This is a genomic window from Acinetobacter sp. Ac8, from assembly GCF_055392545.1.
This window is the reverse complement of record NZ_AP043689.1, coordinates 934,654-957,931: the sequence shown is the minus strand read 5'-3', so window position 1 is coordinate 957,931 and position 23,278 is coordinate 934,654. Positions and strand designations below refer to the sequence as shown.

Below are 23,278 nucleotides of genomic sequence, written 5' to 3'. Positions count from 1 at the left end.
GAGTTTGCTGTGAAAATTTTATCTATACGACTCAAAAATCTCGCGTCTCTTTCGGGTGAACATTTTATAGATTTTGAATCTGAACCATTAGCTTCAGCAGGTTTAGTGGCGATTGTTGGAAAAACAGGGGCAGGAAAATCAACCATTTTGGATGCCATGTGCCTTGCTCTGTTTAATAAAATCCCACGTTTAAAAGACAGTGATGGTAAATTACAGGATGTTGATGGCTCTGAACTTTTAACCAACTCACCACTGACTGTACTACGCCGTGGTACCGCACACGGCTTTGCTGAATTATGTTTTGTGGCACAAGACCAAAAGCATTATTTGGCACGCTGGGAACTTAAACGTTCCCGTGAAAAAGCAGATGGAAAACTACAAAGTGTCCAACGCTATTTAAAATGCTTAACTGATGGAACAGTAATAGCAGATAAAGCCAAAGCCGTTGAATCAGCAATTTATAAAATTACCCAACTGAGTTTTGAGCAATTTACCCGTGCAGTTCTTTTGGCACAGTCCGAAGTTACAGCCTTTTTAAAAGCACGTGACAATGAACGTGGTGAATTACTTGAGTATTTAACCAATTCATCCATTTTTGGAAAAGTCGGCCAATTGGCCTATGAAAAAACCAAATTGGTGGCATCAAAACGTAAGGAATTGGAAAATCTTCTCGGCCATATTGAACTTCTCTCTGAGGAAGATGCCGCTGAATTACACATACAATTCCAACACATCAATCGAGACTATAAAAAGCTTGAAGATGAAAAATCGCAACTTGAAAAACAGCAGCAATGGTTTGAGCGTAAACAAAAACTGAATGATGAAATTGTCGTTAAGCAACAGTTGCTTGATACACAATTACAGACGCAACAAAGCTTAATCCCTGAGCGTGAACGTTTAAATCGTTTAGAAATATTCTCAGAGATTCGCTCTAGTATTTTTCAAAAGCAACAACTGATAAAAACCGAACAACAACTCGCACCACAAATTCAAAAACAACAACAGCTTTTTGATACATTACAAGTTCAATTTGACACTGAACAGACCCGTTTTCTCCAAACTGAAAGTGCTTTAACTGTTCAGCAGAATTTTGAAAATACCCATCGTGAGTCTTTGAGTGAAGTACGAAAATGTATTCAGGAGCGGGATTTTATTGGAGTCGAGTTTAAGAAAATTCAGACCAGATTAAATGATTTAGAATCGTCTAAAACCCCACTACTCAATCAACAACAACAACTTGAACATCATATTCAGCAGATTACAGAAAAACGAAATCTTTTAAATCAGCAACTTGCACACACTCAACAGTTCTCAAGTTTGGATAAAGGTTTAACTGCACATGTGCAACAGTTAACTCAATTTATTCAGCACTATCAATCTATTGAAAATCAATTAGGGAACCTGTCCCAGGCTGAAACGAAATTAATTGAGCAAAAAACACAATTACAAGACTCAATTCAACAATTTGGAACTGCGGAGCAACTTGAAACTCAGCTTGAACAAACGCGCCAACAACGTGAATTTAAACTGAGCCAACTCAACCAATTGGCGACGTTACAACAAAAATTAGCCCAGTTTTTTGAATTAAAGATTGAATCTCAGCAGCTTAATGACCGATTGAAACGTTGCTCAGCGCAATTTCAACAACTTGAAAAAACCACAATACAGACTGAACAAGATTTCCAAACAGCTAAACAAGCTCGCTTAAAACTGCAAGAGGTTTTACAACAACAACGCTTATTACATGCTGAAAATGTAGAACATTTAAGAGCTGAATTAGTAGATGGTCAAGCTTGTGTTGTTTGTGGAAGCACAACTCATCCCTATCACCGTGATGATTCTGCTGTATCTAAAGCACTATTTGAGCTACAACAGCAACAGGAACAACAAGCCACGCTCAAGGAACAAGAAACCTTTAACCTTTGGCAAGCGGCTCAACAAGACTTGACCAAATTGAGTGTCGAACAGCAACAACTTAAGACCACTCTTCAAAATGTGACTGAAAAAATAACCGTCATACAACAGCTGTGTATTGAACAAGGTCAATCAGCCCAAATCCCGCTGAACTTAACTCAGACACAATCTGAAATTAAGCAACAATTGGAGCAACTTACCCAGCAATATCAGTTTGATATTCAACAATTGGAAGCACAATCTAAGCAATGGATTCAAAGCATCAAAATTCAGCAACAATTAACTCAAAGCATTCAACACACTGAACATCTATTGCAAAATGCCAATAACCTACACAATCAAGTGCAGCATATTGTCAGTTGCTTAGCTGAGCGTGAAAAAAATGCATGGCAACAGTACAGTATCACCACAGCACAACATATCTTGAGCCAATTAAATACGCGTACACAACAGCTTGAACAGCTTGAGTTATTGTCGAAACAGCATGATCAATATCTACAGCAACTCAATACAGCTCAACTCAATATAGCGAATGCAACCAAACAGATTTCTGAAACGGCTCACAGCTTGAACGAGATAAAACTAAAAGGGCAACAAAACACAGAATTGGCAAATCGACTCATTCATAGCATGACAGGATTAACAGAGGTTAAACCGAATGAATGGTTAACTCAGTATGACCATGAATATCAGAAAACCCAGACGCTTTACCAACAACAAAAGCAAAGTTTTAACCAATTACGCAATCAATTTGAGCAGGAAAAAAGTCAGCTCGAACAACTCACAGCCCAGCAACAACAAAATGAGAATAGCCTCAATCAAGTGAATCAGGATATTCAGCAATGGCTTGCTCAACATCCTGATTTTCAGGTTAATGATTTAGAATACTTGGCTCAAATCACTGCGGTACAAGAACAACAGATTCGCCAACAACTGCAACACGCAGAACGAATGTTGAATGAGGCCAACTCAGCACTTAACACCATACAAGAGCAATTAATCGAACATAAGCTCCATCAACCCGAAATTGATTTTGAACAGCTACAGCAATTGATTTTGGATAATGTGAATACGCTAAAAACCCAATTTGAAATCCGCGATCAGTTAAAACTCAAACTTGAATTACATCAACAAAATCTTGCTAAGCAAAAGCAATTTGCTGATCAGATTCAACAAGTACAACAGGAAGAACATCGTTGGGGCAAAATTTCAGGCTTGATGGGAGATGCGACCGGTAAGAAATTCCGTGATTATGCACAACAGTATAATCTGGATATTTTACTCGAACACGCCAACCAACAATTGGCGATGTTGTCTCAACGTTATACCTTAAAGCGGTTAGATAACTCACTTAGTCTTGCCATCATTGACCATGATATGGATGGTGAAACCCGTTCTGTTGCCTCACTTTCAGGGGGTGAGTCATTCTTGACTGCCCTTGCCTTGTCTTTGGCAATTGCCAATATGGCATCAGGTTCAATGAAAATTGAATCTCTCTTTATCGATGAAGGTTTTGGAACATTGGATGCATCTTCCTTACATATGGTCATGAATGCTTTAGATCAATTGCAGAATCAAGGGCGTAAAGTTGTATTGATTTCACATATACAGGAAATGCATGAACGTATTCCTGTGCAAATTCAGGTACGTCCTTTAGGGGCGGGTGCAAGTATGATTGAAGTAGTGAGTTAAAATAAATGAGGAGGAGCTCCTCCTCTAAAACCTAAATTCAACGCATTTATTTATGTTCTAAATACGCTTGCTTAGCTTGATCACAAATTTCTTTTTTATCACTTAAGCCTTGTGTGGCTTCTGCTAAAGTTTCATCAAATGTCGTATCAAACTGTTTATAGTCACGATCATATTGAGTCTTATATTTTTGATTATTTTTCATAGCAGTGATCGAGCTTTGTATCGCGACACACATAGGATAAAGCTCAGATTTGTCCTGTATTTGAGTTACGTGTTCCGTTATTTCTTCAATTTTACCAAGGATCGTATCAAAGTTTTCTTGAAATTTGGCATAACTGGGCTGAGGTGTAATAAGGGTTTTATATTGATCTTCAATAGGATTTGCAAATACTTGCATAGATACCATGCCCATTAAGATTACAGTGCATATTTTAAGTAATTTCATTGTATTAAAACTCTTTATAGTTTTCATTTAATTTCATTAAGTTTAAAAATAATAGGCATTCTTTATTTTAAGAATGCCTATTCTCATTACAAATGAATAAACTAACGATCTGCGGGAAATGCATTTGGTGGAGGTGCATATTTATTCACGGGTTTAGCCTCATCTTCTGGTGCTTCCAACTCATATAAAACCGTACCAATTACACCAGCATTCTGAATGGAACCATTCTCTGAGTTCGCAGCATACGCATCTTTAGGCTTACTAAAAGTAAAGGAAGCAACAGCAGATTCACTCTTACGGAAACCTTCAATTTTCAAAGAATCATGTGCATGTAAGACATAACCAGAATTACTTCGGGATGCCTCACTGCCATCAATGACATCTACACCATCAACACTGGCAACCACTTCAAAGGTTTTCGCTGTGTTATTTTCATACTGAAGTTGATAGCTTTGCCCTTCACGCCCTGACAAATAGTAGCTTTGTCCAACACGATACATTGGAATTCGGTTTCCATGATCATCTATAACAGAAAAACTCACTTTTCCTGCGGCAATAGAAATTGAATTGACCGTTTTACCTTTATAGTTCTTATCTGCATATTGCACGATAGTTTCAGCAAGAGGTGAATCAGATTTACGCTTTAACTGCACTTCAGTCACATGGGAATCAATTTCATCACCCCACTTTGTGCCTAACTTTTCATCAGCTGCAACTTGATTGTTGGCTGCTTCAGCGGCTGCATCTGCACTGGTCGCTTCGGTTTGGGATTGTGATGCGCTTTCATCTGATTTTTTCGAACATGCAGCTAGAAAAATACACAACAAAAGGCAGAGAAATATATTTATATTTTTCATTATAAAACCTATTTTAAAGTTTATAAGTTACGTAGATTATTATCAAAGTCATAATATCGTAGCTGTTTTGACTGCGCTATTTTTAAATTATTGCAATTATGTAACATTATAACATCTCAAAAAATAAGAGGGATAATGTGATCCCTCTCACTTCTTAATATTTTTAATTAATCCGCAGGAAAGGCATTTGGTGCAGGCGCATAAGTATCATTAGATTTTTTGGGTAGATCGTATTTAGGGGCTTTTAACTCATACACCACTGTACCAATCACACCAGTATTTTGAATAGAACCACTGGCAGAGTTGGCGGCATAGGCATCATTCGGCTTACTAAAAATAAATGAAGCTACAGATGAGTTACTTTTTCTAAAACCTTCAATCGCAAATGAGCTATAAGGTCTTAACACATAACCATTATTTGAACGTGAAGCTTTACTTCCATTGAGAACATCTAGGCCATCGACACTTGCAACAACTTCAAAGGTTTGGCTACTGGTATTGGCATAACGCAATTGATAGCTTTGTCCATCACGGGCAGAGAGATAATAACGCTCGCCATCGCGATATAGCGGTAAAATTCGCCCACGATCATCCACAACAGAAAAGCTAATTTTTCCAGCAGCTAAAGAAATGCTGTTAATACTGCGTCCTGAAAATTGCTTACTGGCATAACGAATTTGGGTTTCGTCAATAGGATGACTACTCAAACGTTTTAAATCAACTTGAGTCACATATGAACTTACGTCATCTCCCCATTTCGTTCCCAAACGCTCTTCTGACTTTACTCGATTTTGATTGGAAATAGGCGCTGGTGCAGCTTTAGCTGTTGCTGAGGTAGGTGATGGTGCAGATTCGATTTCTTGTGAAGTAGCATCCTGCGTTGAAGAATATTTTGCAGTACTACAAGCGCTGATTAAAGCACAAAGACATAACCATAATAATAGCTTGGATTTATACATATTCTATTTCCAGTTTTTAAATCTTATTCGAATCAGTATAGTCAAATTGACGATCATATTACATCTAGAATTGTTGAGTATATTTTAAAAAAGTTAACTGAATAGTTTGCCTTAAAGTAAATTCCAAATGCTTAAACGGATACTCATCAGCTTCATTTTACCTGTACATAGAATTGTTTTTATAGTGATTTATCTTAGCTAATGTGAAAAATATACTTATTTCTTAAAAGAATAAATATCAACACAAATCAAAAAACTGTATGTAGAAATACAGTTTTTGATTTCATACCAGCAACTACTCAGCGTGTACAGGTCTTAGAGTTAAAATCTGTTCACTACGTCCGAATGGTCCATAAATATCATGTAAGACGGAACTGGTTAAACCAATACCATCTTCACCATACTGCTGTACGGTTTCTAAACCTAACCATTGACCTTGGGGCAAACGATATAAATGAATTTGTAAATCTAAGTTTGGAAAGCCCCAATTAAAAGGTGCTGTTTGTCTCGCCACGACACCATTTGCAGTATCGACCATTCCCATTAACTTCACAAATGCCGATGTCGGTTGACTTTCAACCATATCCAAAGTATTGCTAAGCCATACAATACCAGCTCCCTGTCGACGTTGCTCAGTCCTTGCTTCAATCGAATGAATATATCCACCAGGCCACTGACGTATTTCATGCCAAATCGGTAACTGTTCAGGCGTTCCAATAGATTGATCCTCTAAACCTGCAACACTTTGACTATTATTGGTCATCATGCGCCAAGTTCTCGCCACAATACTTACTTTACCTTGTGTGACCATTTCGGATTCAATCAGTTCAATGGTCTTGCCAGCACGAATTACTTTTGTCCGAATATAAAATTCGCCACCCGCGATTAATCCAAGAATATCTAAACTTATTCGACCAATTCGAACATCATTTCGAGGTGAAAATTGCTCTAATTCAGCACAAATAACCCCTGTCGCTGGTGCCATATGTTGCTCATGCGCATTCCAAGCCCCTTGAGCATGATGTGTCGATTGATAATGTGCAGTCACTACACCCTGTTTATCGATATGACGCTGAATCAATTGATAATATGCAGACATAAACTTCCCTATCACTCTTAAAAATCATTCGCTATACATATAATCCCGCATTATTTTTGTACTCGACTTAAGCAAAGAAGTCTAATACTAATAGGAAAAATGACCCTTAGCGTTCAATATTTTACACAGGATTAAACGCTTAGATTTAAAGTGAGATATTGAAAAGAGTAACATATTGAAAAGTCAGTGTTTGAAAGCCGAGATTTAACCAATGAGTAAAACGACGCCAGAGAAAATCAGACAATAAATACCAAAGAAATGCCAACGACCATGTTCAAGCCAACTCGATAGCCATTTTAAAGCAACAAGACCTGCAATAAAGCTAAACAGCATCCCAAACATACTGGGTAAAAGCAGTTGAGCTAAATGGATATTTTGAAAATTCTCGGCATGTAGCAATCGATAAAGCTCTTTTACAATCACCGCTGGGGTCAACACCACAGCCAAGGCAAAACTAAACTCTTCCGCTTTTTGGCGAGCAACACCTAAAAATAATCCTGTTGAAATTGTTGCACCTGAACGTGAAAAACCACGGAACGGCAAGCATAAAGCCTGAACAGCGCCAATCCATGCCGCACTTTTCATCGTCACATCACCAACCTGTCCACGATCTAATCGAGAGGATAAAATAATCAATACACCAGCAGAAGCTAAAGCAGCAGCCATTAATTTTGAGTTGCTAAACAATTGCTCGATTTCAAAGTGGCTTGCCCCAGCAAAAAAAACATGTTTGATCATCGATTGCAGTGCCAATCCGAGTACGCCCGTGATGCCTGTTGCAACAATCACAAACCATGCTTGTTTTTTAAAGCGATCCCATGACGAAAAATAGGTTGTGCGCCAAGACTTCCAAAAATACACAATGACCGCAAACATGGTTCCTGTATGTAGCATCACCAATAAAAACGTCATATCAGGCGCTGATGGGTCAAAACCCATCAATTTTTCAGCCACAATCACATGCGCTGAACTGGATACCGGCAGCAGTTCTGCAAACCCTTGTATGATGGCAAGAATAAGTACATGAAAAATAGTCATCAACAATCTCAATGGATTAGAATTATTGATGTCTTATACGTTTACAGCATTAAATCTAAATTAAATTAAACTTAAACCCAGCGAAAATTAACACAGCCTTCTCGCCAATTTCACTACAACCTTTAACGCTGATTTGAATAATCTCGTGCACCAAACAAAGCTGTCCCAATACGTACCATGGTTGACCCTGCGGCAATGGCTTCCACCATATCTCCAGACATCCCCATGCTTAACGTATCCCAATCCTCAGCATGCGCATGATGAACTTTAACCTGATCAAACAATTGCTTTGCATCACTAAATGCTTGCGGATGATCAGGTGCAGGAATCACCATTAAACCACGCAACTTTAAATTCTTTAATTGACTGATTTGTTTCACCAGATCTGCAACTTCATCAGGCTGACAACCGTCTTTACTGTCTTGTGCATCAATATTGACTTGCAAACAAATATTTAATGGCGTTTGAGTCGCTTCTCGTTGATTTGAGAGACGCTCTGCAATGATAAAACGATCAACACCATGCACCCACGCAAACTTTTCAGCAAGATGCTTGGTTTTATTGCGCTGCACATGACCAATAAAATGCCATTCGATCTCTAAATCTTTTAAATCTTCAATTTTTTCCAGCGCTTCTTGTAAATAATTCTCGCCAAAAGCACGCTGCCCCGTAGCATACATTTCTTTTAATAACGTACTTGGATGTGTTTTGGAAACTGCCAACAACTGTACCTGACTCACATCTCGATTTGCAGCCAAACAGGCCTGCTGAATTTGCGCGAGTACATGATTTCGGGCTTGATTTAGATCATTCATTGACAAGGTTCTCATTTCATAAAAATTTCAGCTTCCAAGCAATGAAATTGTTGGTTATGCTGAGTGAAAGGCCTTATTATTCTACAAAATAATGAGGGTGTGTTGATCGTTCATAAATAGCTTGCGTTGTAGGCTAAAATTGAGCAAACAAGGAATGGAATGTAGAGAATAGCAAGACTATTTTCAAATTTCATAACGCAGTTTGAGATAATTTTAGCCACAACCTGAGCAAGAACAAAGTATTGCTTTGTTCTTAGCGCAAGGCGAAGCTAAGTTTTTTACTGTTTTTTTATTGCGTGTTACCTTGCGAAACGATGTTTCTCATCATTTAGAATAACTAAATTTCGTACTTCGCGCCTAGTAACCCTAAAAAACAGGCTTAGTCGCAAGCATAGATGAATAATCTACACCCCCTAGGCAAATAGGTTTTTATTCGGGGACATTATGGATATTACAGAATTATTGGCGTTTTCCGTCAAAAACGGTGCATCTGACTTACACCTTTCAGCAGGTATGCCACCGATGATTCGTGTCGATGGTGAGGTCCGTCGTATCAATTTACCAGCACTGGAACATAAAGAAGTTCACAGATTGGTTTATGACATCATGAATGATAAACAGCGTCGTGATTTTGAAGAACAATTAGAAACTGACTTCTCATTTGAAGTTCCAGGTATTGCCCGTTTCCGTGTCAACGCATTCAACCAAAACCGTGGTGCGGGTGCCGTATTTCGTACCATTCCTTCTAAAGTATTGACCATGGAAGATTTAGGTTTAGGACAAATCTTTAAAGATCTTTGTGAATTACCCCGTGGTTTGATCCTTGTAACAGGTCCAACAGGTTCCGGTAAATCAACCACATTGGCCTCTATGATTGACTTTATTAATGACAGTCGCTATGACCATATTTTAACGGTCGAAGATCCAATCGAATTTGTACACCAATCTAAAAAGTGTCTCATCAACCAGCGTGAAGTGCATCGTGATACACATGGCTTTAATGAAGCACTGCGTTCTGCGTTACGTGAAGACCCTGACATTATCTTGGTTGGTGAGATGCGTGACCTTGAAACCATTCGCCTTGCTTTAACAGCAGCAGAAACAGGTCACTTGGTTTTCGGTACACTACACACCACATCAGCGGCAAAAACCATTGACCGTGTGATTGACGTATTCCCTGCTGAAGAAAAAGACATGGTCCGTGCCATGTTATCAGAATCATTACAAGCGGTTATTTCACAAACCCTACTGAAAAAGAATGGTGGCGGACGAGTTGCAGCACACGAAATCATGATTGGTATTCCTGCGATTCGTAACTTAATCCGTGAAAACAAAGTTGCACAGATGTATTCAGCAATTCAGACCGGTGCAAACTATGGTATGACCACATTGGATCAGAGTTTAAAAACGCTGGTCGCCAAAGGTGTTATTAGTCCTCAAGTTGCAAGAAATGTAGCAAAACAACCAGAATCATTCTTATAAAATGGATTATTGAGGTTTAAAAAAGATGGACTTTAATGACTTGCTCAACATGATGATTGAGCAAAAAGCATCAGACTTATTTATTACCGCGGATGTTGAACCATCAATGAAAATTAATGGTCAAATTGTTCCTGTGGTAAAAACCAAGTTAAACGGCGAAATTATTATGCAATTGCTTAACTCTATTATGAGTGAAAAGCAGCGTAAAGAATTTGCTGAGACCCGTGAATGTAACTTTGCCATTACCAATCGCGATAAAACTGCGCGTTTCCGTGTCAGCGCTTTTCAACAACGTGATATGCCTGGAATGGTTTTGCGTCGTATTGAAACTCAAATTCCGACTATGGATGAGCTTAAATTACCGCCTATTCTTAAAGATCTCGCAATGACCAAACGTGGGATCATTATCTTTGTTGGTGCAACAGGGACAGGTAAATCAACTTCGCTTGCATCCATCATTGGTTATCGCAATCAAAATTCTAAAGGTCATATCATCACCATTGAAGACCCAATTGAATTTGTACACGAACATGCGGGATGTATTATTACCCAACGTGAAGTGGGAATTGATACAGATTCTTTTGAAATTGCGCTTAAAAATACTTTGCGTCAAGCACCAGATGTAATCTTGATTGGTGAGATCCGTTCTCGTGAAACCATGGACTATGCCATCGCTTTTGCTGAAACAGGTCACTTAGTCTTTGCCACACTGCATGCCAACAACGCCAACCAAGCAATTGACCGGATTATCCATTTCTTTGAGTCTGACCGTCATAGCCAGTTGTTTATGGATCTATCACTTAACCTCAAGGCCATGGTTGCACAACAATTGATTCCAACACCAGACGGTAATTCTCGTCGTGCTGCAATTGAAATTCTCATCAACTCACCCTTAGTTTCAGACTTAATCCGTAAAGGTGATGTACATGAAATTAAGGATTTGATGAAGCGCTCTCGTGAATTGGGTATGCAGACATTCGACCAAGCTTTATTTGACCTCTATAAAGCAGGACAAATTACCTATAAAGACGCACTTAAACATGCGGACTCTCCAAATGATTTACGTCTACAGATCAAATTGGATGAAGAAGGTGGTGCACAGCTACTCAATTCAAATAGCAAACTCACCTTTGATGGACAGTAGTTCAAAAGTAAAAAATAAGCTGATATAAAAAGAGGGGGCTTGGTTAAGCCCCCTCTTCATTTGTTGTATTTATGTGATTCTAGCGCTTACGATAAGCTTCCTGACATGCAGGTTCATCACAATAACCGTACAGATTCAAAGAATGTCCAGTCAATTGAAAGCCGTGTTTCTCAGCTACCGAATGTTGCTCATGCTCGATGGTTTCATTAGTAAATTCAACGACTTTATTACAATTTTGACAAACCAAATGATCATGATGATCTTCTTGCATAATTTCAAAAACAGAATGATTGTTTTCGAAATGATGGCGCTGGATAATTCCAGCAGCTTCAAATTGTGTTAACACACGATATACGGTCGCTAGACCGACATCTTCACCTTGTTCGAGTAATGTTTTATAAATGTCTTCCGCGCTCAAGTGGTGTTGTCTTGAATTTTCTAATAATTCCAAAATCTTGATTCGTGGTAGGGTAACTTTAAGTCCAGCTTTGCGTAAATCTTGATTTGAAATAGGCATATAAAAAGGTCTCTCAACAAATTTTAAGTTGGAATATGCAACAGAGTTGAGATGCAGTATGATCTATCCTTGGATCAATTGCATCATAATTAATTTGGGATAGTGTAGCAAAATGCAAAAAATCATGCTGACGTTATTCGTCGCTTCTTTACTTGGTGGTTGTTCTGTATTTGGAGTATACAAAGTCGATATTCCTCAGGGAACACCGTTAACCCAAGCTCAAGCTTCAAAAATTCAAGTCGGTATGACCTACCAACAAGTACAGTTCTTGTTGGGTAGCCCAACAGTCTCAGATCCATTGAATCCAGGACGATGGGATTACATTTACAACTATATCCCAGGAACTTACGCGAAAAAAGCGAAGATTCCCGCAGCACATGGCCAACATTTAAAGGTTTATTTTGATCAATCAGGTGTCGTAAACAAAATTGAAGGTTTAGAAACCATTCCTGAGTCTCAACCTGGTTTACCTGCTTCTAAAGAAGCAATATTGAATGCGCCCCCACTATAGACACTTTGCGATAAAAAGAAACCCCTCAATGAGGGGTTTTTCATATGCATTCAATTGTTTAAAGCGATTATTGTAAATAACGCCTTATTTAAATAACAATTGTTGATAGCGATTGCCACGGCAGTAACGTCCGACAGGATTTGCTTTTGCGCGATTGCGACGAATATCTTTTGGATTAATCGTTAAACCTCTATAAATTTCAACACGATCACCTGCTTGTAGCAAATGCGATTGCGCTTTTATTTTTACTCCAAAAATACCAAAACTAAAATTTTCAGGCAATTCTACTTGTTGCGCCAATCCACTTTGCGCAATTGCATCGGCAATCGTCATGCCTTGAGAAAATTGTAACTCAATGTGAAATTGTTGCTTTTCGGCAGCATATGCCACCCAAATCTTTGCCACGAGAATCACCTGACCCTTAAATTAACTGCCCAATATAGGATACCAATGCCAACACAATACTCAAAGGTAAAACAATTCGTACCGCAATACGCCAAATATTATAAAACGCTTCTGAACTAAAATTGATTGCTTTACGTAGATGGCTGATTTTCATGATCCAACCCACAAAGATCGAATAAATCAAGCAAATGACCAAGCCCCAAATCATCAGCAATGGATTAAACAGCATTGCAATGTTTGGAATTGCCCAAATGAACAATGCCACCAACAACACTACAAATTGAATAAGTATTGCGACTTGGCGTTGAGCTAACTGTTCTTTGCCTAGTTGTAATAATAACGCGGCTGAAATGACTGCAGTAAATAATAAAGTATAGGCAGGGATTTGTGCTGAAGCCGCAAAAAAACCAAAGGCAATCACAGCAACCAGTTGCGCAATCCAAATCGGTAAAGCTGTTTTAGATGCCTCATTATTCTGTTGAACATTCAACAAGCTGGTTTGCCAATACAAGCCTAAACCGAGACCTGTGGCCACAAGGGCTAAAATCGTTGCATTGCCCCACTCTTTAAACTCTACAGGAGTAACATGCCAAGCGGATAAGTGTGTACCGAAAACCTGTGCAAGGATTAAAGAAAGCAGTACGCCTATCGTGATCAAACCCACTAAAATTTGACGAGGCGCAAAAGACAAAGCAAAAGCCACTACAGCGGCACCTGCAAATAACAAATGACCTTCTATCGGTAAATTCGCAATCTGCACAGCACTTTGGCTGATATTCGATAAAATCCCACCCGCTAAGAATGGAATAAAGATAACAGCCAGCCAACCCACAATACGCCACGATTGAGATGCGTCAGCATCACGAGTTAAGCTAGACAAGGCATTGAGTGCAGTTGTTTTAGAACGCTTTGCTAAAGCAACTTCTAAATAAGTAATCGGCAATGCCAACACCAGCATTGACACTAACCACAATATCCAAAAATCAATTTGTCGATCAATTTGAATACCTAGGCTTGGAGCCAAACCTGCGATAATTATAAATGATAAACAAAATGCCATGAGCGGCGATAACCATCGTGACATAGAATAATCCTGCATGAGGTGTTTCGTAAAAAGTTCTGCTATTTTGCCTTTGTCGATGCTGAAAATCAAAGCTTAAAAGAAAAAAGCAAATCACCCCTCGATGATTTGCTGCGCTAGATCTTGTTATAATCTTTGTTATTTCTTTTTATCCCCTCTGAATTTTTTTAGTTAGAGAGCTGGTGATTCCCATAATTTCACAATCATAAAATGCCTGTAAACTATGAAAAAAATCTTGCAAACCAATTTTTACCTTTTTTCTTTTCGTTTTCTTTAATGATCCCCATCATATTTAATTTTACAGCCCCTACATAATCTGCATCATCATGTTGAATATGATTAATTAACCATTTAGACAACACCTCATGCAATTCTTTTTCTATAGAATGCCCTTCTTCAAAACTGGTACGATAACTTTCGATACGTTTAATAAATAAGTCATGTACACGTTTATGAGGAACACGGTATTTATAACCCGCTTCTTCTTGTAAGCTTTCTTCAAAGGTGAAATGGGATTGTGTATAGTCAATAATATTATCAAGAATTTGCTTAATACGAGCGCGATCCGTTGCCATACCGATTTCATCAATTTCATTGATGTAATCCAAAATCCGTTTATGTTGATCGTCGATCACATCGATACCCGTATTATATTCTGGAATCCATCTCATCTTCATACGATCACCTTAAAATAATGTCTTGACCTTCAGCAACCATATTAACGGCTATCTCTCCAAATAAAAATAAACTGTATTAGTCGGGATTCATTAAAAAAACTATGAAATAAATTAAGTTATTGTTTATACTTGGATAATATTTTAATCCGCACTAAAAGAGTAAGATATTTTTTAACCAATTATTAAGTTTAAATAATTTTATTGATTGTCTATATTTATTATTTTGAATGAATAAATGATTATTCGTGTGTAATCTAAAAATTTAAAACAACCACCTCAAATGATATTTTTATTTGCTCTTTTCCATACGATTACTCGTGATAAAACTACTCAATCATTTTTGCAAAATAAGAAAAAATATTCTTTTGTGATTTTGTTATATTTTTAAATACTTTCTTTATTCAAGTGAAATTTATTTTATATGTGCTATTTTTATTCCACTTATTTCATGATCCTATTTTAAAAGAGTTAAAATATAAATTTTATCATGACAATTTTATATAATAGACTTCTTTCATAAGTCCTTTTTAAAACCATAAATCAACATAAAAGCGCCCTCATCCTAGCCTTCTCCCAAAGGGAGAAAGAACTTTCAATCCCATTATGATTCACGCCACATCATCATTTTTTGATTTATGAAAGATCTTTAATATTTAAACAATTATAACGATATTATTACTCATTTTTTTCAATAAAACATAATTAAACATTATTATTTCATTATCTTCTCTTTGCTTTAACAACATCAAAATATTCCGTTAAGTCTCAAAGATGACCATCCTATACAATTGAATATGAGACTTTGATCATTCAAAATAATGCGATTTACAATAAATAATCCGAAGTAATTTTTACAGGATATCGTGAAAAAGCCTGCAAACGAATGATAAGGAAATTGCTATCAATCTAAGATAATTCTTGCATCTATAGTTGGTGCAAAAGCACCTATAAAAACCTGAATGGGCTAGATAAATTGAATTATTTTTTATTTTCACAATGATTTATATTTAAAAAAACATGGAGTTAGCGAATAACGCCTCCCCCAATCTCATATAAATTCATTCAGATCAAACTAATATTGATCTGCCTTGGTGACTCTAACCAAACTTGGATCAGCAGCCTCACGAGCAAGTCTTTCGACATGTGTTGTTGCTGTTTTTATCACTTGACCATCTTTAAATAAAATCATCTCACCAGGCTGGTATGCGGTCCAAACTTCATTTTGAGTTAATGGCTCTGTTGTAATCACGGCAACACGATCTTCTTTTGTTGTAAATTGACTAAAATCAATATCAACATCAATATCGACTAAGCGTGCATATGTAAATGGATACTCACGTACAATCCAATGCAGCTTCGTTGTCGCATAACTAAACAATGCTTGTCCATTGGAGAGGCAAAAATTAAAAGTGCCATATTCTGCAATTTTAGGTGAAATTTCTTCAAGCAAAGCAAATACATCATTTAAACTCGGTTCAAAATAACCAAATCTTAAAACCAGTTGTTCAAGCAAATAACAAAATGCCAGCTCACTGTCAGTACTGCCTACAGGGGTAAAACGCCCCGACAAATGTGGGTGAAAGTTATGTAAATCACCATTGTGCGCAAAAATCCACTGTCTGCCCCATAACTCACGAATAAAGGGGTGGGAGTTTTCTAAGGTAATTTTACCTTGAGTTGCTTTGCGAATATGCGCAATGACATTCCGTGATTTGATTGGATAGTTACGTACCAGTTCAGCAATCGGTGACAAGACTGCAGATTGATTGTCGACAAATAAACGACATGCTTTATCTTCAAAAAAGGCAATACCAAACCCATCAGAATGATCAGAGGTTATTCCTGCACGTTGAGAAAACCCACGAAACGAGAAAGTAATATCAGTGGGAGCAGCGCAGTTCATTCCAAGCAATTGGCACATAGTGTATTCATACAGCATTTTATTTATAAGAATATTGTGCATGACTACGCATCTGCTTGCAAATCTCAATAACTGAAAATAACTGCAAACAGATGCATATTAGACCAATGACTTAACATAGATCAGCAGAATAATTGGGTACTTATTCGCGGATCAAACTCTAAGTCCCCTTATTTTTCGGACACTCAGCGATTAACCATTTTGTTTAAAACAAAATTTTTGGCAATTTCATTGACATCTAAAAAGACAAAATAATCTAAACAATTAAATGCTTCATCGTGATATGCCTGTTTCGATAAACGCGCATTCATTTTCAAATAGACATCAAACAACTTTGGAATTCGTTCATCTTGTGGAAAGCTATACTCTGGATGACTTGGTTCAAAAGCGAGATTTGCCTTTATATCAATTGACTGTTTGGCAGTCATTTTCTTCAAATGCTGATGTGTATAGTAAGCACGTGCCTTATTGTCTTCCAAACGAATGCTGACACATCCCATTAAGTGTTTTGCCTTCATTTTCCACAGTACTGTCGGAACCAAATTTAACCACAACATCGACAATGCACGTCCATTACGATAACGCGGATGTACACAAGTACGGCCTATTTCCACAATATTGGATAGATGTGAAAGTTGAGAAACATCAAATTCTTGTGCGCTATAACTACGTGCAAGCTCATGCCCCTGAATCAACTTCAGGCGTGTATAGGCAACAATCTCATTGCTCCATTTATCACGTAATACCGCATGCTCACAATCAAGGTCATATAAATCTTGATCTAATCCATTTTCAAATGTAATTCCAAACTGATCTGCGAATTGTACTGCACGAAATTTTTGTACTTCTTTGAGTTGTTTCAGGTCTTCAACCCATTCAAATTTATATTGTGATTGTGCTTTTTTAGGTTTTGGTAAGGGTAAATTTAAGTTCTGGAAGTTCTGACGATACTGATTTAATTTTGCGAACATATTTTCGACTCCTTGAGCTTTTACTTACACTAGGCAATCCCGATGACACTTATATGACGAAAAAATGACCGTTTAAAAACACGCTATGAATGGTGAATTTGAAATAAAATCGGCAAAATAAAAAAGCCAATGTTTTCACACTGGCATTTTAAAAAAATAATGTACTGATTAAAAATTATTTCTGAGGCTTGGCCCGATTGGTAATTAAGGTTCCTACACCATGATCGGTAAAGATTTCTAAGAGTGTTGCATGAGGTACCCGCCCATCTACAATGTGCGCACTCACAACCCCACCTTTAACCGCATCTAAGGCACAACCCACTTTAGGAATCATGCCCCCGTAAATCACCCCAGTTTCAATGAGACGATCGACTTCTTGAGTACTAAGACCAGTCAGGAGGTTTTTATTTTCATCTAAAACACCTGATATATTGGTCAATAGAATCAATTTTTCCGCGCCCAAAGCTTCTGCCACTTTACCTGCGACCAAGTCTGCATTGATATTATAAGTTTGACCGTCTTCATCTACACCTAAAGGCGCAATCACAGGAATAAAATCACTTTGGGTAAACATTTCTAAAACGTCAGTTTTAACCCCAGTCACTTCCCCAACTAGACCTAAGTCAATTTGCGTGACTGTACCATCTGCAAGTGTCTTTTCCATCAAGAGCTTTTGAGCACGCAATAAATTACCGTCTTTACCCGTTAAACCAATGGCACGTCCACCATGCTGATTAATCAGATTAACGATAGATTTATTGACGCTGCCGCCTAAAACCATCTCGACCACTTCCATGGTTGCAGGATCCGTTACCCGCATTCCATCAATACGATCAGACTCACGGCCCAACTGTTTAAGCAATGAATCTACTTGTGGACCACCACCATGTACGACAATCGGATTTAAACCTACAGTTTTGAGTAAAACGATATCGCGAGCAAATGAGCTTTCCAAATCAGGATCAGTCATTGCATTGCCACCATATTTTACAACGAGTGTTTTACCTGAAAATCGTTGAATATATGGCAAAGCCTCTGTCAATATTTGCGCTTTGTCGATGCCAGTATGCTGATGTGGCATTCGCCTCTCCTTAGTGAGCTGTAGGAATTAGACTGATGAATATGGATGATGCAAGAAATCAGTGTGCCTGTAGAATATCTTGGGCGATCATAGGATAACGATCACTGAGCATAGACGCAAATGTCTGACGAATTTCATTTAAACAATTTGGACAATCTGCATCAAAACGTACGGTAAAATATTCACCTGTATTTGATGCCCGAATAATGCCAAAACCATGCTCAAAATCAAGGCGAACACCATCAATTTTACTCAGCTCGGCACCAAATTGTTGACTGAGCTCTTCAATCTCATTCAAAACAATTTTCGGATCAGTTCGATGGGTACTGATATAAGTATCTTCAGTATAAAAACGGTCAGGATAACAGGCTAAGATTTCAGACAATGTTGCTTGAGGAAAACAACATAAGTATTCCATCACACGTAAAGCCGCATATAGACCATCGTCATAACCAAGTCCACGCCCATCATTAAATACATAATGACCTGCGTACTCACCACCAAAGACAGCTTGGCCTTTTGATTGCGACATGTATTTGCGTAAAAAACTACTACCAGTCCGAATCATCTTGGCTCGACCGCCCAAACGTTCAACCACTTGACGTACCATAGATGAACATTTCACATCAAATACAATTTCATGCTGTGGATGATCTTTTAAACACATTTGGGCAAACAATGCTAAAAGCCGATCCGCTGAAATAATATGGGCATTTTCATCCAATAGAACCACACGATCGCCATCACCATCTAAAGCAATACCAATGTCTGCCTGATGATTAACTACATTTTGTCGTAATAATTCTAAATGTGTGGCTTGTGAAGGATCCGGTGCATGGTCGGGGAAGTTTCCATCAGCATTACAGCGTAATGCAACCACCTCACAACCCAATTTTTTTAAAACAAGATTGGCACAATAGCCTGCTGAACCATTTAAGCCATCAATCACGACTTTGAGTGGTCGGGTTAACTGAATATCTTTTAATAACGCAGACTGATAGGACAGACAAAATTCAGATTTAATTTGATGAGTCGCGCTTGGAATCACAGATTCTGCATCAATCCATGACAACTGTTCACTTTGCAGATAATTTTTTGCTTGAATGCCTATGTTTTGAATCATTTCAGGAGACGGTGGCTCAAACTGCATAATCCATTTAATACCATTGTCGGTTTTTGGATTATGACTGGCTGTGACCATGATGCCATTGCCCTGCGTATTTCTTGCGGCAAAGTACAATTGTGGTGTAGCACAACAACCTATTTCAGTGACTTCAATGTCTTTATTTTGAAATACCTGTTTGATAATTTGAGCATACGCAGGACTGCTTAATCGAGCATCGTATCCCAAGGTAATTTTTGATTGACCCTTTTCAATCAGTTGATCAACTAAAGCATATGCGATTGCCTGAATCAATTCAGGTGGCATCATTTCAACTTTTCCACGAATATCATAAGCGCGGAAAATTTGAAAAGGAAAATCATTCATCTTTTTCATAAGCAAAACTTCTATTTGCTTAACCCTTTATTTCGTCAGCTTTATCGCTCTAATGATAAGCAAGCAATTCATTTATATGAGAATATTTATATCGGGTCAAATGCAATATACTAAAAAACTCTTGATAATATATTCAATTTTATATACAGCGTTATACATACTTTTTGTTACAATTCAATATAACATTAAAAAAGCCTGATAAATCAGGCTTTAAAAATGATGAGAAAAACTTAGTTCTTCCCAGTGTGACCAAAACCACCAGCACCACGTTCAGTCGCTTCAAATTCACTTACAATATCAAATTGCGCTTGAACTACAGGCACCAATACATACTGAGCTAAACGCTCACCTGGTTCTAAAGTAAAGGTGGTTTGACCACGATTCCAAACTGAAACCATCAATTCGCCTTGATAATCTGAATCAATTAAGCCCACCAAGTTGCCCAATACGATCCCATGCTTATGGCCCAAGCCCGAACGTGGTAAAACCAGACCAGCAAAATTAGTATCTTCAATATAAATGGCCATACCTGTTTTAACCAACACAGTTTGACCAGGTTCAATTTGAATCGCTTCTTCTACACATGCACGTAAGTCCAAACCCGCTGAACCTGTTGTTGCATATGTTGGCATTGGCCATTCTTGACCTAAACGTTGATCAAGTACTTTTACTTGAACTTTCATATTGAAATCCTTGATTAAATAAAGCTGTTAAAGGTTCTTCTATGTCTTTCGATCTGTTTAAAAGCAAATCGAAAGAAAAATAAAAGAACTGATTTAAAAAATTAACGTTTTAATAACGCTTTTAAGTTTTGTAAATATTGCTGTGCCTGTTGTTTAGGATCAACATTTTCAGCTAATTTTTTCTTACGCCCTAACCAATCCAACTCATCTTGTGGTAATTCATCTAAGAAGCGGCTTGGGGTCATTTGTTTCATTTGCCCACCATTTTTACGCTGCTCAGCCAAAGTTAAGGTTAAGCCTTGTTGTGCACGGGTAATACCCACATACATTAAACGGCGTTCTTCTTCGATCGTTTCAGCGGCAATGGAGTTCTTATGTGGCAGAAGCTCTTCTTCTAAGCCCATAATATAAACAAATGGAAATTCCAGACCTTTAGATGCATGTAATGTCAGCAGGTTGACCTTATCGGTGTCTTCATCTTCCTGCTGTTGCTCAAGCATATCCAGCAACACCATTTTACGAATCACACTTTCAATGTTCTTTTCATCTACATCTTCAGCACGATTGATTAAGCTTTGAATACTGGTATAGAGCATCTCCACATTATCAATCTTGGTTTTTTCTTGTGCAGGCGTTGCCGCAGTTTCACGTAAATAATCGATATAGCCTGCATCATTCATCATTTGACGAATTTTAGGAACAGGTTCATCGTCATCTAACAATTCACGAGTGAAATCATTGATAAAGCCAGCAAACTCAGCCAATTGTGTGGTGGCCTTTTTCGGCATTACCATAGTTAAGCGTTGATCACTTGCCGCAGCCAACAGTGATAAATGATTTTCTTGGGCAAAAAGACCTAACTTTTCAAGTGTTACAGGGCCAATTGCACGTTTAGGCGTATTGATAATACGAAGGAAAGCACTGTCATCTTCAGGGTTGATGATGATACGCAAATAGCTCATCACATCTTTAATTTCTGCACGACCAAAGAAAGATTGACCACCAGAGAGCTTGTATGGAATCTGCATTTGACGTAGCTGAGTTTCCAATACACGTGCTTGGAAATTTCCGCGATACAACACCGCATAATCTTTCCAGTTTTTACCATTCATCAATTTATGCGTGAGCAGGTCTTTTACTACGCGTTCAGATTCATCATCATCATTACGACAGGTGATGATTCGAATGACTTCACCATGGCCTTTATCACTCCACAACTTTTTATCAAAAATGTGTGGGTTATTTTCAATGACATGGTTCGCGGCTTTTAAAATACGACTGGTAGAGCGGTAGTTTTGCTCCAGCTTAATCACTTTTAAATTACGAAAATCTTCTTTGAGCAATGCCATATTTTCAGGCTTTGCACCACGCCATGCATAAATGGATTGGTCATCATCGCCTACAGCGGTGAACTGCCCCATCACACCGACCAATAATTTTACCAAAATATATTGCGCGGTATTGGTATCTTGATACTCATCCACAAGTAGATAGCGAACCCGGTTTTGCCAGCGATCACGAACTTCAGCATTGTCTTGTAAGAGACGTGTTGGCATTACGATCAGATCATCAAAATCTACAGCATTATAAGCCCGTAAATTTCGCTCATATAATTGATACAAGTGGGCAAACTGCACATCTTCTGGTGTTTCACAAGTCGTATGTGCTTGCTCAGGCACAATCAAATCATTTTTCCAATCTGAAATCTTTTTCATGGCTTTAGCAATCAATTCTTTGCTTTCAGCACCCGATAAATTATCACGATGCATCAAGTCCATAAGAATACGCTTACAGTCATCGGCATCAAGGATTGAGAAATTATTTTTAAGTGGGGTATTTTTCAGCTCAATTCTTAATAAATTTAAACCAAAGGTATGGAAGGTTGAAACCGAAAGCCCTTTGCCCTCTTCTTTGCCCAATAGCTTACCGACACGTTCTTTCATTTCACGTGCAGCTTTATTGGTAAAGGTCATTGCGGTAATTCGATGCGCAGGAATCCCACACTGCTGGACCAAATACGCAATTTTTCTTGTAATTACTGAGGTTTTACCTGAACCCGCCCCTGCAAGTACTAACAAGGGTCCTTGAGTATATTTCATGGCTTCAAGTTGCTTGTCATTCAGTTGACTTGCTTTCGACATTGTTCATCCTCTAAAAACTTCGAGCTCGATTATAGTCATCTAAAGTAGAGTTGCAAAATGCTTAATTTGAATTTTTCCAATATAAAAACCAGATAAAAATAATTTCAGTTAAATTCTGCTTTAGTTTCAAACCTTCTTATTTCAATACTCTATTTTGTTATGAGTTGTTGTTATTCAGTTGGCTGGTGATCAAGTGGCGAAAGCATAACCAAAAGCCATCATAACGGCTAGCAAATAGCAGCAAGAAGAGAGACCTTTATAGCATCAACGCTGGTTTTAATGATAAAAAATCTGAAACGCAACCTTGAACTGGTTGATGCGGTTTAAATAAAAATTTGGAGCATAAA

Annotated in this window: 20 protein-coding genes; 4 read left to right on the top strand and 16 right to left on the bottom strand. The window is 37.9% G+C overall.

Going from position 1 to position 23,278, the window contains the following annotated elements:
• Nucleotides 1-9: 9 nt before the first annotated feature.
• Nucleotides 10-3,606 carry an AAA family ATPase gene (locus ACZ5QH_RS04490; protein ID WP_303577098.1) on the top strand — a complete coding sequence of 1,199 codons (3,597 nt, stop codon included), beginning with the start codon at nt 10-12 and terminating at the stop codon, nt 3,604-3,606.
• Between the two features lie 46 nt (nt 3,607-3,652).
• On the opposite strand, the gene ACZ5QH_RS04485 is transcribed toward ACZ5QH_RS04490, so the two are convergent.
• From ACZ5QH_RS04485 to ACZ5QH_RS04460, 6 genes are all read right to left on the bottom strand, one after another.
• Nucleotides 3,653-4,003 (bottom strand): hypothetical protein, encoded by a 351-nt coding sequence (locus tag ACZ5QH_RS04485; RefSeq protein ID WP_303577097.1) that lies wholly within the window; start codon nt 4,001-4,003, stop codon nt 3,653-3,655.
• A gap of 149 nt (nt 4,004-4,152) precedes the next feature.
• Nucleotides 4,153-4,908, bottom strand: coding sequence for a hypothetical protein (locus ACZ5QH_RS04480; RefSeq protein ID WP_270382692.1), 756 nt, complete (start codon nt 4,906-4,908; stop codon nt 4,153-4,155).
• Between the two features lie 167 nt (nt 4,909-5,075).
• Nucleotides 5,076-5,867 carry a hypothetical protein gene (locus ACZ5QH_RS04475; protein ID WP_303577096.1) on the bottom strand — a complete coding sequence of 264 codons (792 nt, stop codon included), beginning with the start codon at nt 5,865-5,867 and terminating at the stop codon, nt 5,076-5,078.
• 295 nt (nt 5,868-6,162) lie between these two features.
• Complete coding sequence (locus ACZ5QH_RS04470; RefSeq protein ID WP_244015210.1) at nt 6,163-6,966, bottom strand: thioesterase family protein; 804 nt, start codon at nt 6,964-6,966, stop codon at nt 6,163-6,165.
• Nucleotides 6,967-7,170: 204 nt separating this feature from the next.
• A complete protein-coding gene (locus tag ACZ5QH_RS04465; RefSeq protein WP_244015208.1) occupies nt 7,171-8,004 on the bottom strand; it encodes an undecaprenyl-diphosphate phosphatase in 834 nt (277 codons plus the stop codon).
• Nucleotides 8,005-8,126: 122 nt separating this feature from the next.
• Nucleotides 8,127-8,819: a YggS family pyridoxal phosphate-dependent enzyme gene (locus ACZ5QH_RS04460; RefSeq protein WP_004819403.1), complete on the bottom strand. Its 693-nt coding sequence runs from the start codon at nt 8,817-8,819 to the stop codon at nt 8,127-8,129.
• Nucleotides 8,820-9,263: 444 nt separating this feature from the next.
• Between ACZ5QH_RS04460 and ACZ5QH_RS04455 the strand changes: the two genes are divergently transcribed.
• A complete protein-coding gene (locus tag ACZ5QH_RS04455; RefSeq protein WP_004722735.1) occupies nt 9,264-10,301 on the top strand; it encodes a type IV pilus twitching motility protein PilT in 1,038 nt (345 codons plus the stop codon).
• A gap of 25 nt (nt 10,302-10,326) precedes the next feature.
• Nucleotides 10,327-11,445 carry a PilT/PilU family type 4a pilus ATPase gene (locus tag ACZ5QH_RS04450; protein WP_004722736.1) on the top strand — a complete coding sequence of 373 codons (1,119 nt, stop codon included), beginning with the start codon at nt 10,327-10,329 and terminating at the stop codon, nt 11,443-11,445.
• A 79-nt stretch (nt 11,446-11,524) separates the two neighbouring features.
• Here ACZ5QH_RS04450 and fur read toward each other — a convergent pair whose 3' ends face one another.
• Entirely contained in the window at nt 11,525-11,962 is a 438-nt protein-coding gene (fur, locus tag ACZ5QH_RS04445; RefSeq protein ID WP_004722737.1) for a ferric iron uptake transcriptional regulator, read from the bottom strand.
• A gap of 112 nt (nt 11,963-12,074) precedes the next feature.
• On the opposite strand from fur, the gene ACZ5QH_RS04440 reads away from it, so the two are divergent.
• Nucleotides 12,075-12,473, top strand: a complete 399-nt coding sequence (locus ACZ5QH_RS04440; protein ID WP_004722739.1) for an outer membrane protein assembly factor BamE — start codon at nt 12,075-12,077, stop codon at nt 12,471-12,473.
• Nucleotides 12,474-12,557: 84 nt separating this feature from the next.
• Here ACZ5QH_RS04440 and ACZ5QH_RS04435 read toward each other — a convergent pair whose 3' ends face one another.
• The 9 genes from ACZ5QH_RS04435 to ACZ5QH_RS04395 form a co-directional block, all read right to left on the bottom strand.
• Nucleotides 12,558-12,878 (bottom strand): RnfH family protein, encoded by a 321-nt coding sequence (locus ACZ5QH_RS04435; RefSeq protein ID WP_244015206.1) that lies wholly within the window; start codon nt 12,876-12,878, stop codon nt 12,558-12,560.
• A 16-nt stretch (nt 12,879-12,894) separates the two neighbouring features.
• Entirely contained in the window at nt 12,895-13,977 is a 1,083-nt protein-coding gene (locus ACZ5QH_RS04430) for a hypothetical protein (RefSeq protein WP_464016776.1), read from the bottom strand.
• Between the two features lie 203 nt (nt 13,978-14,180).
• Nucleotides 14,181-14,636, bottom strand: a complete 456-nt coding sequence (locus ACZ5QH_RS04425; RefSeq protein ID WP_004819397.1) for a bacteriohemerythrin — start codon at nt 14,634-14,636, stop codon at nt 14,181-14,183.
• Between the two features lie 1,072 nt (nt 14,637-15,708).
• Nucleotides 15,709-16,557, bottom strand: a complete 849-nt coding sequence (locus ACZ5QH_RS04420) for a class II glutamine amidotransferase (protein WP_016539214.1) — start codon at nt 16,555-16,557, stop codon at nt 15,709-15,711.
• 185 nt (nt 16,558-16,742) lie between these two features.
• The gene (locus ACZ5QH_RS04415; RefSeq protein WP_004819394.1) at nt 16,743-17,528 is read right to left on the bottom strand and encodes a GNAT family N-acetyltransferase; all 786 of its coding nucleotides are present in this window, start codon (nt 17,526-17,528) and stop codon (nt 16,743-16,745) included.
• Nucleotides 17,529-17,703: 175 nt separating this feature from the next.
• Nucleotides 17,704-18,609 (bottom strand): acetylglutamate kinase, encoded by a 906-nt coding sequence (gene argB, locus ACZ5QH_RS04410; RefSeq protein WP_224964865.1) that lies wholly within the window; start codon nt 18,607-18,609, stop codon nt 17,704-17,706.
• 58 nt (nt 18,610-18,667) lie between these two features.
• Entirely contained in the window at nt 18,668-20,107 is a 1,440-nt protein-coding gene (locus tag ACZ5QH_RS04405) for a phosphomannomutase/phosphoglucomutase (protein ID WP_303577094.1), read from the bottom strand.
• 230 nt (nt 20,108-20,337) lie between these two features.
• Nucleotides 20,338-20,790: a dUTP diphosphatase gene (dut, locus tag ACZ5QH_RS04400; protein ID WP_004722748.1), complete on the bottom strand. Its 453-nt coding sequence runs from the start codon at nt 20,788-20,790 to the stop codon at nt 20,338-20,340.
• 101 nt (nt 20,791-20,891) lie between these two features.
• Nucleotides 20,892-22,931: a UvrD-helicase domain-containing protein gene (locus ACZ5QH_RS04395; RefSeq protein ID WP_004722749.1), complete on the bottom strand. Its 2,040-nt coding sequence runs from the start codon at nt 22,929-22,931 to the stop codon at nt 20,892-20,894.
• Nucleotides 22,932-23,278: the final 347 nt, after the last annotated feature.

What these genes read in the sequence shown, in the direction of transcription:
- ACZ5QH_RS04485 (WP_303577097.1), bottom strand. Translation starts at nt 4,003, where the DNA reads ATGCAAGTATTTGCAAATCCTATTGAAGATCAATATAAAACCCTTATT.
- ACZ5QH_RS04480 (WP_270382692.1), bottom strand. Translation starts at nt 4,908, where the DNA reads ATGAAAAATATAAATATATTTCTCTGCCTTTTGTTGTGTATTTTTCTA.
- ACZ5QH_RS04475 (WP_303577096.1), bottom strand. Translation starts at nt 5,867, where the DNA reads ATGTATAAATCCAAGCTATTATTATGGTTATGTCTTTGTGCTTTAATC.
- ACZ5QH_RS04470 (WP_244015210.1), bottom strand. Translation starts at nt 6,966, where the DNA reads ATGTCTGCATATTATCAATTGATTCAGCGTCATATCGATAAACAGGGT.
- ACZ5QH_RS04465 (WP_244015208.1), bottom strand. Translation starts at nt 8,004, where the DNA reads ATGACTATTTTTCATGTACTTATTCTTGCCATCATACAAGGGTTTGCA.
- ACZ5QH_RS04460 (WP_004819403.1), bottom strand. Translation starts at nt 8,819, where the DNA reads ATGAATGATCTAAATCAAGCCCGAAATCATGTACTCGCGCAAATTCAG.
- ACZ5QH_RS04455 (WP_004722735.1), top strand. Translation starts at nt 9,264, where the DNA reads ATGGATATTACAGAATTATTGGCGTTTTCCGTCAAAAACGGTGCATCT.
- ACZ5QH_RS04450 (WP_004722736.1), top strand. Translation starts at nt 10,327, where the DNA reads ATGGACTTTAATGACTTGCTCAACATGATGATTGAGCAAAAAGCATCA.
- fur (WP_004722737.1), bottom strand. Translation starts at nt 11,962, where the DNA reads ATGCCTATTTCAAATCAAGATTTACGCAAAGCTGGACTTAAAGTTACC.
- ACZ5QH_RS04440 (WP_004722739.1), top strand. Translation starts at nt 12,075, where the DNA reads ATGCAAAAAATCATGCTGACGTTATTCGTCGCTTCTTTACTTGGTGGT.
- ACZ5QH_RS04430 (WP_464016776.1), bottom strand. Translation starts at nt 13,977, where the DNA reads ATGCAGGATTATTCTATGTCACGATGGTTATCGCCGCTCATGGCATTT.
- ACZ5QH_RS04425 (WP_004819397.1), bottom strand. Translation starts at nt 14,636, where the DNA reads ATGAAGATGAGATGGATTCCAGAATATAATACGGGTATCGATGTGATC.
- ACZ5QH_RS04420 (WP_016539214.1), bottom strand. Translation starts at nt 16,557, where the DNA reads ATGTGCCAATTGCTTGGAATGAACTGCGCTGCTCCCACTGATATTACT.
- ACZ5QH_RS04415 (WP_004819394.1), bottom strand. Translation starts at nt 17,528, where the DNA reads ATGTTCGCAAAATTAAATCAGTATCGTCAGAACTTCCAGAACTTAAAT.
- argB (WP_224964865.1), bottom strand. Translation starts at nt 18,609, where the DNA reads ATGCCACATCAGCATACTGGCATCGACAAAGCGCAAATATTGACAGAG.
- ACZ5QH_RS04405 (WP_303577094.1), bottom strand. Translation starts at nt 20,107, where the DNA reads ATGAAAAAGATGAATGATTTTCCTTTTCAAATTTTCCGCGCTTATGAT.
- dut (WP_004722748.1), bottom strand. Translation starts at nt 20,790, where the DNA reads ATGAAAGTTCAAGTAAAAGTACTTGATCAACGTTTAGGTCAAGAATGG.
- ACZ5QH_RS04395 (WP_004722749.1), bottom strand. Translation starts at nt 22,931, where the DNA reads ATGTCGAAAGCAAGTCAACTGAATGACAAGCAACTTGAAGCCATGAAA.